At 71.1% G+C, this 15,127-nt stretch carries 11 protein-coding genes; 3 read left to right on the forward strand and 8 right to left on the reverse strand.

The genetic code is table 11. The annotated features are described in order from the left end of the window. The first annotated feature begins 56 nt into the window (after positions 1–56). From AC2W7K_RS04085 to AC2W7K_RS04095, 3 genes are all read left to right on the forward strand, one after another. Positions 57–500 carry a hypothetical protein gene (locus tag AC2W7K_RS04085; RefSeq protein ID WP_486005773.1) on the forward strand — a complete coding sequence of 148 codons (444 nt, stop codon included), beginning with the start codon at positions 57–59 and terminating at the stop codon, positions 498–500. A 969-nt stretch (positions 501–1,469) separates the two neighbouring features. Then, positions 1,470–2,708, forward strand: coding sequence for a lipid II:glycine glycyltransferase FemX (locus tag AC2W7K_RS04090; protein ID WP_198499838.1), 1,239 nt, complete (start codon positions 1,470–1,472; stop codon positions 2,706–2,708). A 45-nt stretch (positions 2,709–2,753) separates the two neighbouring features. Next, complete coding sequence (locus AC2W7K_RS04095; protein WP_198499839.1) at positions 2,754–4,040, forward strand: lipopolysaccharide biosynthesis protein; 1,287 nt, start codon at positions 2,754–2,756, stop codon at positions 4,038–4,040. A gap of 3 nt (positions 4,041–4,043) precedes the next feature. Here the strand turns inward: AC2W7K_RS04095 and AC2W7K_RS04100 are convergent, their stop codons facing one another. The 8 genes from AC2W7K_RS04100 to AC2W7K_RS04135 all read right to left on the reverse strand — a co-directional run bounded on the left by AC2W7K_RS04100 (position 4,044) and on the right by AC2W7K_RS04135 (position 15,023). Continuing rightward, positions 4,044–5,138, reverse strand: coding sequence for an EpsG family protein (locus AC2W7K_RS04100; protein WP_198499840.1), 1,095 nt, complete (start codon positions 5,136–5,138; stop codon positions 4,044–4,046). Between the two features lie 3 nt (positions 5,139–5,141). Then, positions 5,142–5,744: an arsenate reductase/protein-tyrosine-phosphatase family protein gene (locus AC2W7K_RS04105; RefSeq protein ID WP_198499841.1), complete on the reverse strand. Its 603-nt coding sequence runs from the start codon at positions 5,742–5,744 to the stop codon at positions 5,142–5,144. Continuing rightward, a complete protein-coding gene (locus AC2W7K_RS04110) occupies positions 5,741–6,757 on the reverse strand; it encodes a glycosyltransferase family 2 protein (protein WP_486005774.1) in 1,017 nt (338 codons plus the stop codon). The genes AC2W7K_RS04105 and AC2W7K_RS04110 overlap by 4 nt, the downstream gene beginning before the upstream one ends. Then, positions 6,754–7,836: a glycosyltransferase gene (locus tag AC2W7K_RS04115; RefSeq protein WP_198499843.1), complete on the reverse strand. Its 1,083-nt coding sequence runs from the start codon at positions 7,834–7,836 to the stop codon at positions 6,754–6,756. The genes AC2W7K_RS04110 and AC2W7K_RS04115 overlap by 4 nt, the downstream gene beginning before the upstream one ends. Continuing rightward, positions 7,833–9,428, reverse strand: coding sequence for a tyrosine-protein kinase domain-containing protein (locus AC2W7K_RS04120; protein WP_198499844.1), 1,596 nt, complete (start codon positions 9,426–9,428; stop codon positions 7,833–7,835). The genes AC2W7K_RS04115 and AC2W7K_RS04120 overlap by 4 nt, the downstream gene beginning before the upstream one ends. 204 nt (positions 9,429–9,632) lie before the next feature. After that, complete coding sequence (locus tag AC2W7K_RS04125) at positions 9,633–10,748, reverse strand: DegT/DnrJ/EryC1/StrS family aminotransferase (RefSeq protein WP_486005775.1); 1,116 nt, start codon at positions 10,746–10,748, stop codon at positions 9,633–9,635. Further along, entirely contained in the window at positions 10,745–11,782 is a 1,038-nt protein-coding gene (locus AC2W7K_RS04130; RefSeq protein ID WP_198499846.1) for a sugar transferase, read from the reverse strand. The genes AC2W7K_RS04125 and AC2W7K_RS04130 overlap by 4 nt, the downstream gene beginning before the upstream one ends. A gap of 1 nt (position 11,783) precedes the next feature. Next, the gene (locus AC2W7K_RS04135; RefSeq protein ID WP_486005776.1) at positions 11,784–15,023 is read right to left on the reverse strand and encodes a GNAT family N-acetyltransferase; all 3,240 of its coding nucleotides are present in this window, start codon (positions 15,021–15,023) and stop codon (positions 11,784–11,786) included. Between the last annotated feature and the right edge of the window lie 104 nt (positions 15,024–15,127).

Below are 15,127 nucleotides of genomic sequence, written 5' to 3' on the forward strand. Positions count from 1 at the left end.
GCGGGCACGAGGTAGTCGCCGTCGACGTGGCGCGGGGCGGCCTGGACCTCGACGTCGTGGAGGATCGCCCGGGCGCGGGCGACGTCCCCGTCGTGGAAGGCGCAGATCGCGGCCACGAGGCGGATGGTCAGCTGGGCGCGTTTCGCGCCGGGCCGGATGCGCGCCGACAGGCCGAGGTCGGCGGCCTCGCTGTGGCGTCCGGCGGCGACGAGGGCCGACATGTCCCGCAGCACGGACCCCGGCCCCACCTCGGTGGCGATCGCCTGGGGCTGGGGCGGCGCGGCGGTATCGGGGACGGCGAGGAAGCAGAGCTCGCGGAGTCGGCCGGTCCGCGTCTCCCCGATGAGCGCCTCCTGCAGTCGCGCCTGGTCGAAGTCTCCGCCGAGGAGGTCGATGATGTCCTCGGCGATGCGGGCCATGAGGGCGAGGTCGGGTTCGACCGTCATCGCCTCGGGCGGGAGTCCGCCGTAGGCGGCGCAGGCGGCCTGCGGGGCGAGTAGGAACATCGGCAGTCCGACGGAATCGGCGAGCCGGACGAGCACGTCCCAGTGCCGGGCGCGGCGGGCGAGGTCGAGGACGTCGGCGAGCACCTGCGCATCGATCGCCTCGGCGGTCTCGAGATGGTCGACGAGAGCGGGGACGAGATGGGTGAGGAGGCCGGCCGTCTCGCTCCCGCTGTCCGCGGCGGCCGCACTGCGGCGCAGGCTCGCCGCGAGGAGGGCGGGCACCCGCAGGAGTCGCCGGCCGCCGTCGGTTCCGGCATCGGCGACGACACCCGACATGCGCAGGCGCATGAGCACGCCCTCGGGGTCAGGGGGACCGGACCCCAAGTCGGCCGGCGGGGGCACGGAGGCGAGCGCGAAGAGCGCTGTCCGTTCGGTGAACGCGCCGAGGTGGGACAGCACCGTCGCGACCCAGAGGTCCTCGGCGGAGAGGCCGAGGTCGAGCGGCGGCGCCTGGGCGGCGACGTAGTCGGCGAAGCTGCGGGAGGTGGGATCGACGGAGTGGTCGACGCGGGCGGCGGCAGCGGCCGCGATCCGCCCGAGCGCGAGGCACCCGGCGCTCGCGGCGAACAGCTCGGCCGCGAACTCGTCAGACTCGAGACCGAGCTCGCGGGCGAAGCCGGCGATCTCGGCCGCCCGGCCCGTCGGCGCGGGCCCGCCGGCCGGGCCGCCGGCCTCGGCGGGGTCGGTACCGGGGACCATCTTCTCCAGACCTCCACCTCGGCGGGGAACCACCGCGCTGATTTGATCGATGAACATCTCGCAGCCTCTCCTCGATCTGCGTCGCCAGCGGGGAGCTCCCACCGTGGGCGGAACCGCTGCTGTGGAACCAGTCTGGGGGACGCGCCCGCCCGAGGCCGCCGTCGAGCGGCCGGCCTGCGGGAAGCCGTCAGTGTTGTGCGGGTCGGCGAAAGAGTCCGCGGGAGCCATGGAGTCGGGCAGCGGGCCTCCCTACGCTTGAGGATCATGCACACGGTTCGCACGATCGCGACAGATGACTACTGGAGATTCCTCGACCGCACGGGGGACGCCAGCTATCAGCAGACCCCCGAATGGAGTCGCGCCCGCAGCACCGACTGGGAGCATGAGCCCGTGGGCTGGTTCGCCGGCGGCCACGAGCCGGTCGCGGCGGCGGTCATCAGGTACCGGCGGATGCCCGGCAGTCGCCTGCGGTTCGCCTACATCCCCCAGGGCCCGCTCATCGACTGGGCCTCCCCGGAGGTCGACGAGCAGCTCTCCGCGCTCACGACCCACCTGCGCGCCCGCCGCGTCTTCGGTGTGCGCATCACTCCCCCGCTCACCCTGCGGCGGTGGGATTCGGCGACCGTGCGCGCGGGCCTCGCCGATGCCGCGGTCCGCCGCTTCTCCGACCTCCCGCCCGATGCCGTCGACGCGCCGGCCGTGGAGGTGACCGAGCTGCTGGCCCGGCGCGGGTGGCGGCCGATCGTCGGCGACCCCGACACCGAGGCGAGTCAGCCGCGGCTGAACTTCCACCTGCGCTTCGACGACGGCACCGAGGAGACGGCGCTGAAGAAGATGTCGAAGACGTGGCGGAAGAACATCCGCAAGGCCGCGCGCGCCGAGGTGGAGGTCCGTCCGGGAGGTCGCGAGGACCTCGGCGAGGTCCATCGTCTCTTCGTCGAGACGGCCGAGCGCAACGGCTTCGAGCCGCAGCCGCGCGAGTATTTCGAGGCGATCTGGGAGACGATGGGCGAGGCCTTCCCCGGGGAGTTCGCCCTCCATATCGCCCGTCACGACGGGGACGCGGTCGCGGCGAACGCCACCGCGCGGATCGGCGGCCGGGTGCAGGGGGTCCTCGCCGCGACGAGTGCGGTGCGCCCGGAGGCCCGAGGGTCGAACGCGGTGTACTGGGCGATCATCCGCCGGGCCGTGGCCAGCGGCGCGGAGCTTCTCGACCTCGGCGGGGTCGAGGACACCCTCGACGCCGGGGACCACGCGTCCGGTCTCATCCGCTTCAAGGCGGAGATGGGCGCCGATGCCCACGAGTACATCGGCGCATGGGACCTGCCGCTGCGGTCCGCCGTCTACCGCGCCTTCACGACGGTGCTGCCGCTGCGCGCCCGCCTGCGGGCGCTCCGGCCGACGACCGCACGCGCACTGACGACCGCACGCGCACTGCGGAGTCCCGCAAAGCCGCTCCGGAGCGAGACCGAGAGGCGGGCATCGCCAGTAGCATCCCGATAAGCGGGGTATGCACCGCCTCCGCCTTCCACCGACAGGACACCCGATATGCCGAAAGCCTCGCTGCTGTTCGTGACTGTCGGCAACATCGCGACGGCCGCCGCGCAGTGGTACCTCGTGTGGCTCTTCGCCCGCCAGGACGGACCCGCCGCGGTCGGCCAGTATTCGACTCTCATCGCCGCCCTCACGCCGGTGTTCATCCTCTCCCAGCTGGGCCTGCGCAACCTCTATCTCACCCTGCAGGCACGGGTGCGCTGGGGCGTCTACCTCGGTGTGCGGATCTGCAGCGCCGCCCTGGCCGCCGGGATCGGCCTCCTCGTGCTCGGACTCGTCGTCTCCGAACTCTCCTGGCCGATGGCGGCCGCCGTGCTCGTCATCAAACTGTGCGACACGATCGCCGACCTCTTCTTCGCCCGCCTGCAGAGGGCCGAACGACTCCGGGCCTTCGGGCTCATCCTCATCGGCAGCGCCGTCGTCACCGCCGTCACCGTCACACTCGTCATGGCTGTCACGGGGTCCGTGGTCAGTGCCCTGTGGGGTGTTGCCGGAACCGCGCTGCTCGTCGCCGTCGTCACCGCCGTCCTCGGGCAGCGCGCCCCGGCCCCCGAACGCGCCGCGGACTTCGGCCCGCCGGCGGACGCCACTTCCACCGGCACCGAGGTGCGCACCCTCCTCACCGCGGGACTGCCGCTGTCGCTCATGCAGGGGATCTACTCGCTGACGTCCTACGCCCCGCTCGGCGTCGTCGCGCTCTTCGGGGCCGCCGACGACGTCGGACGGTACGCCTCGGCGGCGTATCTCGTCGTCTTCGCGAACCTCGTCGGAGCGTCCGTCGAGACCGTGATGCTGCCCGTCTACCGCCGTCTCCACGAGGACCCCGCGGCACCGCCCCTGCTGCGGACGTCCCTGGTGCGGGGCGGGATCATCATGGCCGCGCTCAGTCCTCTCATCATCGTCGCCCTCGTCCTCGGCAGTCCCCTGCTCGTCGCCGTCTACGGTGAGGCGTTCGCTCTGTCAGCACCGGCGATCGGCATGCTCGCCCTCGCCGCGGTCATCACCGTGCCCACGTACCTGCTGTCGGCGACGCTGCTCGTGCTCAACCGGTACTGGGCGACGACGTTCGTCGGTGCGTTCTCGGTCGCCGTCGCACTGCTCAGCGGCGGGATCGCCGGAGCCGCCGGAATGCCGGCGGTGGAAGCCGGGTGCCTCGCGCTGCTGTGCGGTTCGGTCGGCCGCTATGCCGGTGAGCTGGTCCTCGCGTGGCGGCCCGCGCGCCCTGCCCGCCGCCTCGACCCAGTCGCGGACCCGGTGCCGAGCCAGGGCGGCAGCCGCTGAGGGTCACCGGTCGACGAGGACGTCGAACGACCCGAAGTACACGGCCCACAGGGTGAACGCGACGAGCAGGCCGAGTCGGACGACGGGGGCGGCCGTCCCGCGGTAGGCGAGGAAGGGGATCGACACGACGGCGGGCACGAGCGACCACGAGTACGCGGCGAGGCGGTCGCTGAAGAAGACGAATCCCATGAGCAGGAAGTACCCGTTGAGGAGGATGAAGGCGTTGAGCAGCTTCGGATACCACTCTGGCAGCACCGTGAGCTTCTTGAAGGCGACATAGGACACGGCCAGCGGGCCCGCGCTGAAGAGCCAGAAGCTCGGACGGTTCGTGCCGCCGGTGTACTCCGCGGCCAGTGCGGGATCGGAGTAGACGTCGACCTGCTCGACGCTCGCGCCGAGCGGCCCGGCCAGGCGCTCGTTCATGCCCGTGAAGTAGGCGGCGGAGAGGATCACCCACACGCCGAGGAGGATGTCGGTGCGCATGCGGATGAGCCGGATGAGGACGATGATGAGCGCCGCGGGAATGGCCGACCAGTGGAAGAGGAGACCGACCCCGACGAGGAGGACGATCCACACGACCCTGGCGCCGCGCAGCACGAGGGCCAGGGCGAGGAAGAGGAACGAGATCGACAGCCCCTGCCGGAGCAGGAAGCTCGAATAGTCCATGAAGAAGCCGAAGCAGAAGGTCACGTAGAGCACGACGGCCGTCTGCCACCCGGAGCCGAGGACGAGCCACAGGGTCGCGGCGAGCATGATCCCGCAGAAGGCCGCCGCGACGACGAAGTAGACGCGGGCATCATGGGTGAAGAGACCGACGATCCAGTTGAACAGCAGGTACGCTGGCTCCCTGCCGTCGGCGACGGTGTCGGCGAAGATCTCGTCCGGCGACGCGAAGCTCATCGACTCGAACTCGAGGGCGTAGCGGTTCTTGTCGACGACGTCGTAGTTCGCCGCCGAGGCGGCCAGCACCGTGATCGTCACGAGCGAGAGGATCGGGAACAGCGCGTTGCTCCAGTGCCGGAACTTCGAGGTCTCCCCGACGACGCAGAAGCCGACGATCCACAGGGTGGCGAGCACGAACCACGAGACGAGGAACATCCCTCACGCCTCGATTCGGTCGAACTGCTGCTCCCATTTGAGAAGCGTCCGGATCGCCGGCATCATCTCATCGAGCATCGTCTGGTGGACCTCGTCGGTGCCGCCGATCGGGTCGACGACGTCATCGTTGCCGCCGTCGCCGGGAGCGGCGTGACGGTACCGCTGGGCCAGCGCCGCGAGCGACTGCCACCGCTCCGTCGGCGACGAGCCGTTCTCGGGCGGCACGAGGGGCAGGATGCGGGCGAACTCGCGCAGCGTGAACGTGCGCTTGAGGGCCGCCGGGAGCATCTGCACGACGGCAGCGCGCTGTGCCCGCTCCATCGTGAGGACGAGGTCGGCGGTGCGGATGTGGCCGGGTTCGAGCCGCCGCGAGGCGAATCCGTCGAAGGTGAGCCCGTAGCGTCCGGCGATCTGGGCGATCTCCGGGGTCACCGTGTCGTCGGGGAGTCCCTGCGTCCCGGCACTGGAGACCGCGAACTGCATGGGCGCCAGCTCATCGAGCCCGTCCTGGAGCACCCGTTCGGCGAGCGGGGACCGGCAGACGTTTCCGGTGCACACGACGAGGATGGCAAAGGGCCCCAGGTCGACGTCCCATCCCCCGTTCATCGGCGGCCTCCGACGAGACCGGTGAGGCGGAAGAGCGAACGGTACCCGAGGAGGTTGTAGGCGGAGCCGAGCACCCGCCGCCCCGGTCCGAGACCGTCCATCCGCACCGAGGGCACCTCGATCCGGTACTCCCTCGCCCGTTCCAGCCGCTGCTCCCTGGGCACGTCGCAGTCGGGGCGGTGGAGGTCGCGCACGCAGGAGAAGACGTTCTTCGCCCTGATGAAGTCGACGGCCGCGGCGAGTTCTGGCGATCCCGTGCTCTGCGCCCAGTCCGCGAGCCGCGTCCCGACGATCGTGAGATCCGTGAACTTGTCGGGGAGGTAGCGTCCGGTCGCCAAGGCGGTCCCGCCCCGCCGATAGAAGTGACCGCGGATCGGCACCGTCCGCACCACCTGAGCGCGGGAGATGCAGTCGAGATTGAAGAGGAGGTCCTCACCCATCCGGATCCCCTCGAGGAAGCGGGTGCCCCCCGCGTCGATCAGGGTGCGCCGGTAGGCCTTGTCCCACACCGCGTTCGCGGTCTCGGCGGCGATCATCGTCGCGATCTCCCGGTGGTCGAGGACGACATCGACCGCCTCGGCGAGCGCCGCCTGCAGCCGCCGGTCGCCATCGCCTCCGACGCTGCCGATGGCACCCGGGTCGTCGGTGGAGGCGAAGCCGACGATGTCCGCGTCGTCCCCGCCGGCCCGGACGAGCGCCGTGAGGAGCAGCGGGTCGATGAGCAGGTCGTCGGCGTCGAGGAAGAGGATCCACTCGCCGTGCGCGGCATCGAGGCCGCGGTTCCGGGCGGCGGAGACACCGCGATTCGGCTGGCGGAGGGTGCGGACCCTGGTGTCCGCCGCGGCGAGGTCGGCGAGGAGCGCGGGCGTGGCATCGGTCGAGCCGTCGTCGACGACGATGAGTTCGAGGGCTCGGTGGCGCTGGGCGAGCACCGAGTCGAGCGTCGCCTGCAGGTGCGCCTCGCCGTTGCAGACGGGGACGATGACGGAGACGAGGACCTCGGTGCCGCTCATCGCTCTCCCCGACCGACCGCAGTGCTCGACGCAGGCCGGGACGTGCGGTCGACGAGCGTCTCGAGGAAGACCCTCACCGACTCCGCGGTCTCCGCCGAGTCGAGGCGGGAGCGGTCGTAGGCCAGGGGTGCCGTCATCCTCCCTGTCGACCAGTCCTCGGCGATCGCGGTGACGAGGGCCGCACTGTCGCGATCGGTCACGAGTCGGGCCTCGGGGATGTCGCGCACGCCTTTGACGTCGAAGGCGTACGAGCGCCGCCCCACGGCGACGGCTTCGAGCATCACCCGCGGCAGACCCTCCCACGCCGCCGTGTGGAGGAGACCGTGACTGCCGCTCAGGGCGTCGACGACCGTGCCGAACCCATGGGCGGTGACGGCATCGGCGAGGTCGAGGCGGCGCACCCGGTCGGTGATCCGGGCTCGCAGCGGACCGTCGCCGAGCATCCGCAGGCGGACGTCGACTCCCGCCGCCCGGAGACCGGCGACGACGTCGACGGCGAGGTCGGGCCGTTTGCGGGGGCTGAACTCGCCGATCCAGACGAGCTCGAGCCGGTTCCCGGCCACCGGGAGCGCCGGTGCCGCAGCGTAGCGCTCGAGGTCGAGTCCGACCCCGGTCTCGAGACGGAGCAGCCGGTCGGCCTCCACGTGGGGCGCGAACCACGCATGGTCGTCGGAGTTGATGGTGATGATCCCGCTCGTGCGTCGCAGCAGCGAGCGCTCCACGGTCTGCCACATCCGGTCGGCCGGCCGGGCGCCGGTGTTCCAGTGCAGTCCGTGGCAGAAGTAGACGACGGGAACGTCGAGCGAGGCGGAGCGCACGAGCCCCGACGCCGTTGCGGAGTTCGTGACGACGACGTCGATCCCGGCGTCCCGGACCCAGGACCGCAGCCCGGCCCGGGCCGCGATCATGCCCGGCCCCGGGCGTCGGCCGAGGCCGGCGATGACGACGCCGTGACCGTCGGCGGTCGGGGTCCCGGCCGCGGTCGACACCGCGTGCCCCGCAGCCGTCCACGATGCGATGATCTCGGGGAAGAACGAATCGATCATGTGCCCGACGCTGGCGAGCAGGCCGATCCTCATGGCAGTCGTCCCATGCTCTCCCGCCGCGTCTGCGCTCCGGTGCGGGCCAGCCTCCGCGGGCGCAGGTGACGTCCTGCGGTGGCGTCGTCGCTCGTCGTCCAGGTCGGGCTCGCCGCCTCGGCGGTCTGTTCGCTGCCGCGACCGGACCAGGCGTCCTCGGTGCTGCCCGGCCAGGTCCGCGGCACATCGGACGGGGGCACGTCGGAGGGGATCTCGGGACCCGGCCCCGCGGTCTGCTTCTGCGCCCGGCTCGAGTAGCACTGGTAGTAGCCGTTGGTCTCCGCCGAGGTGCGCGGCACGCGGTTGAGGACGACGTCGACGGGAACATCGAGGACGTCGAGGCTGCGCACCGCCTCCTGGAGGTCGTTCGTGCGCACCTGCCCGACGCTGGCGACGAGGAGGACCCGACCGACCTGCTTCGACAGCACGAGGCTGTCGGCGACCGGCAGCAGCGGCGGCCCGTCGAGGATGACGATGTCGAACTCCCCGGTCAGGCGCTTGATGAGTGTTCCCATCGCTCGCGAGTCGAGCAGTTCGGTGGGATTCGGCGGCATCATCCCGGCGGTGAGGACGTAGAGCTCGTCCTGCCCCCAGGGCTGCATGAGCTCGGAGAGGTCGGCGGACCCGACGAGGGCGGTCGTCAGTCCCACGGAGTTCTCGAGGCCGAGCTTCTCCGCGACCGTCGGCTGCCGGAGATCGACGTCGACGAGGGCGACCCGGCTGCCGGCCTGGGCGAGCGCGATCGCGAGATTGATGCTCGTCGTCGACTTGCCCTCCTGCGCTCCCGCCGAGGTGATGAGGATCGCCGAGTTCGTGTCGTCGACCTGGGCGAAGCCGAGGTTCGTCCGAAGCCGGCGGTAGGCCTCGCCGCGGACGTTGTCGAGTCCCATCTGGGTGAGCAGCGGCTGGTCGGTGATCTTCGGGTCCGTGGGGATCGAGGCGAGCACCGTCGCCGAGGTGATCGCCTCGACGTCCTCCTTCGTCCGCAGCCGGCTGTCGAGGTTCGAGCGCAGCAGGGCGATTCCGAGTCCGATCGCCAGTCCGACGGGCAGTCCGAGGCCGATGCACATCCACAGCGGCAGACCGTCCGGCACCGTCGCCGGCACGGCGGGGTTGGCGACCTTGAGTTCGATCTGCCCGGTGTCGGCGCTGCCCGAGTTCTCCATCTCGCCGATGACCGTGACGAGGCTGCCGGCGATGGCGTCGGAGAGCTGCGCGGCCTCGTCGGGGGTGGCCGCCGCGGCTTCGACGGTGATGAGCACCGTGCGCGGGTCGCTGTACGAGTTGACCTGTCCGGCCAGCTCCTCCGGCGTCTCGTCGAGGTTGAGGCGGTCGATGACGGGTTCGAGCACGGGCCGGCTGCTCGCCATGTCGACGTAGGTCTGGATCCGCTCCTGCATGAAGCTCGAGGCCATCTGCAGCTGGTAGGGATCGCCCGAGGTCGACACCGAGGCGAAGAGCTCCGTGCGCGAGGAGTACGTCGTCGGCAGCAGCGCCCAGATCCCGAATCCTGCGGCGCCGCCGAGCACGGTGGCGATGACGAGGAGGGCGACGTTGCGCCGGATGAGGCGCAGATATTCTTTGAGTTTCATGGCTCGTTCCGCTCCGGTGGGCGAGTGCGGGCGATCGGCGCCGCCGCTCGTCGACGAGGTGTTCGTCCTGGTCCCAGGCTATGGGGGTGCCTGAGTGGTCTGATATGCCCCGTGCTCCGGGGTACGGGCGCCCGCATCACCGGTGCGGCCCTCCGCATCGGAACGCCGTGATGGCGGTGAGCACCCGGTCGAGCTGTGCGCTGCTCAGCGCGACCCGCTCGGCAGCGTCAGCCCGGTCGCGAAGAGCGACTCGGACATCCGCCCGCCGTGCATCGTGCGCCCGCGGTGGACGGGCTGGAGGTGCATCGGCTTCCACAGCGGTCGCGTCTCGATGCTGTGCGCGGCCAGCCACTCGCCAAGCTCACCGGCGGTGAAGCCCGCCGTCTCGGGGTCGACGAGCACCGCGCTCAGCCACGCATTGTCCGCGTGGGGGTTCTCGCGACCGAAGAGCTCGACACCGGCCCAGTCCCCGAAGAGCTCGCAGTAGCGGGCCCGGTTCGCCCGGCGGGCCGCGATCATCGAGTCGAGGCGGAGAAGCTGAGCCCGGCCGAGCGCCGCGAGCAGATTGCTCAGGCGGTAGTTGAAGCCGATGTCAGTGTGCTCGTAGTGGGCCACCGGTCGCCGGGCCTGTGTCGAGAGGTAGGCCGCGCGGGCGGCGAGGTCGGAGTCGTCGGTGAGCAGCACCCCGCCGCCCGAGGTCGTCATGATCTTGTTGCCGTTGAAGGACACCGCTGCCGCGTGTCCCATGCTCGCGGTGGCCCGGCCGCCGCAGTGCGAGCCCAGGGATTCCGCGGCGTCGACGAGCACCGGCACCCCGAACTCGGCGGCGATCGGCAGGATCCGATCGTAGTCGGCGGGCCGCCCGAGCAGGTCGACGGGGACGACGGCAGCCGGCAGGCGTCCGGCCCGCGCCCCCGCACGCAGCGCCTCGTGGAGGAGCCCGGGATCCATGTTGCCGTCAGCGGTGCAGTCGACGAAGACGGGTTCGGCCCCGCAGTAGATGATCGCGTTCGCGGTCGCCGCGAAGGTCATCGTCGACGTCACCACGGTGTCACCGGCGCCGACGCCGAGACCGAGGAGACCGAGGTGGAGGGCGGCGGTTCCCGAGGCGAGACCGACGGCGTGCCGCACGCCGACCCGCGCGGCGAGTTCGGCTTCGAACGCGGTGAGGTCGGGGCCCGTCGGGGCGATCCATCCGGAGCGGAACGCGCGGATGAGGTACTCCTCCTCGAGCGCTCCGACGTCGGGAGTCGACACCGGGATCGGCTCGAGCTCGGTCGGTGTCGCCGAGGTGGTCGGCTGGGCGTTCGAGATCGTCATGACGCCATCCTCAGGTCGGGGTTCGGTGCGGTCTCGGGCCAGAGTGCGCAGCAGAGGAGCTCTCCTCCGGCGGCGACCGCGGCCGGCTGGGGCAGGGCGGTCAGCGGCGGCGCCTCGGTGACCGGGCGGAAGCCGTACGAGAGGTAGAGATCCGCCGCCGCGCCGGCCGTGGCGACGGGGCAGAAGGCGAAGTCCGCATCGGTGCCGCGCGCCCGGTTGAGCAGCAGCCGAAGGACCTCGCGGGTGAGCACCTCGTGCTCGTCGGGGGCGAAGGCGGCATCGACCGGGTGCGGCAGGAACCGGATCAGCCGGGCCGATTCGCCGAGGCTGACCATCTCGCACAGCCCCACCCGCTGACCCGCACGGGTCCTCGCCATCCACTGCGTGAGGTCGCGGGTGCGGGCGATCTGCTCGAACTCGATGAGGTCGGAGCGCAGACTGCCGCCGTAGCTGAACGTCGTCGCCGCACCCGGGTGGCTGACCCCGGTGCGCCGGACGACCGTGCCCACGGTCCGGGCGAGGATGCGCAGATCCGTGCGCAGGCTCATGGTCTTCACGTACTCGAGGTCGAGGTCGAAGCGCTCGTCCCACGACAGCGCGTTGCGGCCGCTGACCTGGGCCAGTCCGCTCAGGCCGCCGCGCACTGCGTGACGACGGGACTGCTCGGGGGTGTAGAGCGCGAGGTAGTCGGTCGTCAGGGGACGCGGGCCGATGAGGCTCATGTCGCCGACGAGGACGTTCCACAGGCTCGGCAGCTCGTCGATGCTCGTCGCCCGCAGGAGGCGGCCGAAGGCGGTGAGCCGCGTGGCATCGCTCGTCCAGCCGCGCGCGGGGTCGAGCGGTCGCATGCTCCGGAACTTCCGCAGCCGGAAGATCCGCCCGCCCTGGGTCACCCGCTCCTGCGCGAAGATCACCGGAGCACCGTGGAAGGCGAGGACGAGGCCGGCGGTGAGCAGCAGGAGCGGAGCGCACACGAGCAGTCCGAGTCCTGCCCCGAGGCAGTCGAACGCACGTTTGATGCGGGAGTAGGGCATCTCAGGACCTCGCCGGCTCTGCCTGCCGGGCAGGTGTCGACTCCTCTGACAGTGCGGCCGGTGCCGACCCGCCGGTCGACGGCGACCCGCCGGCTGACGGCGCGGGCTCGGCGGCCTCCGGTGTCAGGAGTTCGGCGCCGCGGCGGTAGGCCGGGAAGAAGTCGCTGCTCTCGTCGAAGTCGAGACCGCGCGCGGCCAGCCGCTGCCGGTGCGCGGCGAGGAGTGCGTCGTAGGCCGGGGCGGAGATGATGCGCTCCCCGGTGAGGTAGTCGACGCGGCCGTGCGGGGCGAACCCCCGCTTGTACCGGTCGAGGCTGTCATCGGGTGCGGCGGTGACGCCGCCGCCGAGCACATAGCTGCGGCACCCCCGGGCCTTGAGCCAGGTCATCGATTCCATCTTCACGAGGTCGTTGGGGCGCGCGCGGAACGCGGCCGCCTCGGTGCCGCCGAGGAAGTAGTAGCCGGTGTCGGTGCCGAAGAGGAGGAGGTCGGCGGAGACGAGCCGCCCGTCGAGCTCGGCGTAGACATAGGCGAACTGGCCGGCGAGCGCCGCGTGGAGGCCTTCGAAGAAGGGGCGTTCGAAGCGGTACCAGTCCGCGCTGTCGCGGCGCTGCATCGTCTCGGTGTAGATCCGGACGAAGTCGTCGACGAACTCCCCGTCGGTGTCGATGACGATGGTCACGCCCTCGCGCCGGGCGCGGCGGACATTGCTGCGCACCTTCGGTGCGACCTCCCAGCCGAGCTCCTCGACGGAGACGCTGAGGTCCCGCACGTAGTTGTTCTGACGCTTGCGGGTCGCGCCCCGGTACGGCAGCAGCGTCTCCCCGAAGAGGGACAGGCGGGAGAACTCGCTGACCACGGAGTGCTCCAGCGCCCACGCATCGAAGCGGTGCCAGAACACCTCCGCAGTCGCTTCGACGTCGGTGAGCCCCCAGTGCATCGGTCCGCCGTAGCCGTAGGGGGAGACGATGTCCCGCCAGCCGTCGCTGCCGCTGATCTCGCGGAGGAAGAACGGGTAGAGGACGTGTCCGCCGCCGTGGGACAGGGCGACCGCCATGAGCCGACCCTCGGCCGGACGCAGGAGGGAGCACACATCCGGGTGGGCGAAGGGCTGGCGTTCGTCCGACGCCGCCCACAGGGCGATCCACGCGTCGCGGTCGGCGGGCACCTCGGCGTCCCAGACCTGCCACTGTTCACTCATGCTGACACCTCTGATTTCACATGCTTGCGCAGACGGGCGATGGTCAGTCCGGAGGCGGCCGCCGCCTCGGCGACGCGCTGCTGGCGCGCCGCCGCCGGCTCGGCGGGGGTGGTGTCGGCGTCGACGGGGGTCGGGTCGCGCAGCCTCGGCGCGCACGACCTCGGCGGCTGCCTCGGTCACGGCCCTGACCTCGGACGACGGAGACGGGACCGCCCGCTTCCGGGCAGGTGCCTCCGGGGTGCAGATCTGCGTGCAGAAGAGGTCGATGACCTCGCGGGAGGCCGACCGGCTCGGCAGCACGCGCGGATCGAGCTCCGGCGCCTCGACCCGGCTGATCTTCTCGTGGATGCGCATCACGGTGCCCTCATCGACGCCGAAGAGCTCCTCGTCGAGCTTCTCGCCCTCGCGCAGGCCCGTGTAGATGATCTCCATCTGCCGGTCCGACATCGCGACGAGGCTGCGCGCGATGTCGTCGATGCGCACGGGCTCTCCCATGTCGAGGACCATGACGTTGCCGTCCTGCCCGATCGCCGCGGCTTCGAGCACGAGCTGGCAGGCCTCGGGGATCGTCATGAAGAAGCGCCGGACCTCGGGATCGGTGACCGTGACCGGACCGCCGCGCCGGATCTGCTCCTGGAACGACAGCAGCACCGAACCGCGGGAGCCGAGCACGTTGCCGAACCTCACCGAGAGATAGGTGCCCGGCGAGCGCGAGGCGAAGCCGCTGACGAGCTGTTCGGCGATGCGCTTGCTGCGGCCCAGTTCGCTCGTCGGCGCCGCCGCCTTGTCGGTGGAGATGTTGACGAACGTGTCGACGCCGGCAGCGGCTGCGGCCTCGAGGACGTTGAGCGTGCCGTGGACATTGGTCTTCCACGCCTCTTCGGGGAACCGCTGGAGCATCGGCAGGTGTTTGAGCGCTGCGGCGTGGAAGACGATCTGCGGTCGCGTGGCCGCGAAGATCCGCTCGAGCGCTTCGGGGTCGCGGATATCGGCGAGCACCGTGTTCGGCGAGGTCAGCAGGGCGGAGCCGAAGAGGGTGAGCTCGACGCCGTGGAGGGCGGACTCGTCCCGGTCGAGGAGGATGAGGGACTCCGGTCCGAGCGCTGAGAGCTGGCGGCACAGTTCGCTGCCGATCGACCCGCCGGCCCCGGTGACGAGGACGCGGCTGCCGGCGATGGTCGCGGCGATCTCCGTGAGATCGGTGTGGATGGGACTGCGGCCGATGAGGTCTTCGACCCTGAGGTCGCGGATGTCGGCGATCTCGACCCGGCGGTCGACGAGTTCGGCCAGCGGCGGGATCGTCCGCAGCCAGCGCCCGGTCATCTGCAGGCTGCTGCGGCAGGCCTGCAGGAACTGCGCATCGGAATCGGCGATCGCGACGATGACTCCGGCGACGTTGAGCGCTTCGACCACCTCGGCGATGTCCTCGCTCGTGCCGCGCACGCGCACGCCCTGGATGCTCAGGTGCCGCTTGCGCGGATCGTCGTCGATGAGTCCGACGGGCAGGTAGGCGCCCGCCGGATCCGAGAGCATCTGGCGGATGAGGGAGTCGGCGGCGTCTCCGGCACCGACGACGAGGACCCGCTCGCCCTGGGTGGGCCGCGTCGTCATCTGGTGGATGTAGCGGATGACGTACCGGCTGCCCGACATGAGGATGAGGGCGGAGAAGACGAGGAGCAGGACGAACGGGGAGTCACCCGCGGTGACGAGCAGCAGGACCACGGTGACGGCGAGGCTGAGGAGGACGAGACCTCCGTATTCGGAGAAGCTGCCGTAGTGGTAGCGGCTGCGGTAGAGGCCGAGGCTCAGGCCCCCGAGCAGCTGGAGTGCGAGGGCGACGGCGAGCACGAGTCCGATCGTCCACCCGTCGATCCAGCCGAATCCGAGGACGAACCAGGTGAGGCCCGCGGCGAGGACCCACGCGGCGGCGTCGAGCACGATCTGGAGGCGCGCCCGGCGCTCCCAGACCGCCAGCGCCAGTCGTGACGACCGGCTGCCTGCGGTTCCTGGTTCGGCCTCCGGTTGTGCCGATGCTGTCATTGCGATCTCCAATGCTTCAGTGAGACCGGCAGCGCCGTTCTCGGTTCTGCAGACGCCCGGGCCGCCGAGGGGACGGCAGTGACCTGACCGCTGAGGGGGAACGG

Source organism: Brevibacterium sp. LAARM2_SD2, assembly GCF_057364785.1.

Coding starts and splice junctions, on each gene's coding strand:
- AC2W7K_RS04090 (WP_198499838.1), top strand. CDS start 1,470: ATGCACACGGTTCGCACGATCGCGACAGATGACTACTGGAGATTCCTC.
- AC2W7K_RS04105 (WP_198499841.1), bottom strand. CDS start 5,744: ATGAACGGGGGATGGGACGTCGACCTGGGGCCCTTTGCCATCCTCGTC.
- AC2W7K_RS04115 (WP_198499843.1), bottom strand. CDS start 7,836: ATGAGGATCGGCCTGCTCGCCAGCGTCGGGCACATGATCGATTCGTTC.
- AC2W7K_RS04135 (WP_486005776.1), bottom strand. CDS start 15,023: ATGACAGCATCGGCACAACCGGAGGCCGAACCAGGAACCGCAGGCAGC.
- AC2W7K_RS04125 (WP_486005775.1), bottom strand. CDS start 10,748: ATGACGATCTCGAACGCCCAGCCGACCACCTCGGCGACACCGACCGAG.
- AC2W7K_RS04120 (WP_198499844.1), bottom strand. CDS start 9,428: ATGAAACTCAAAGAATATCTGCGCCTCATCCGGCGCAACGTCGCCCTC.
- AC2W7K_RS04095 (WP_198499839.1), top strand. CDS start 2,754: ATGCCGAAAGCCTCGCTGCTGTTCGTGACTGTCGGCAACATCGCGACG.
- AC2W7K_RS04100 (WP_198499840.1), bottom strand. CDS start 5,138: ATGTTCCTCGTCTCGTGGTTCGTGCTCGCCACCCTGTGGATCGTCGGC.
- AC2W7K_RS04130 (WP_198499846.1), bottom strand. CDS start 11,782: ATGCCCTACTCCCGCATCAAACGTGCGTTCGACTGCCTCGGGGCAGGA.
- AC2W7K_RS04110 (WP_486005774.1), bottom strand. CDS start 6,757: ATGAGCGGCACCGAGGTCCTCGTCTCCGTCATCGTCCCCGTCTGCAAC.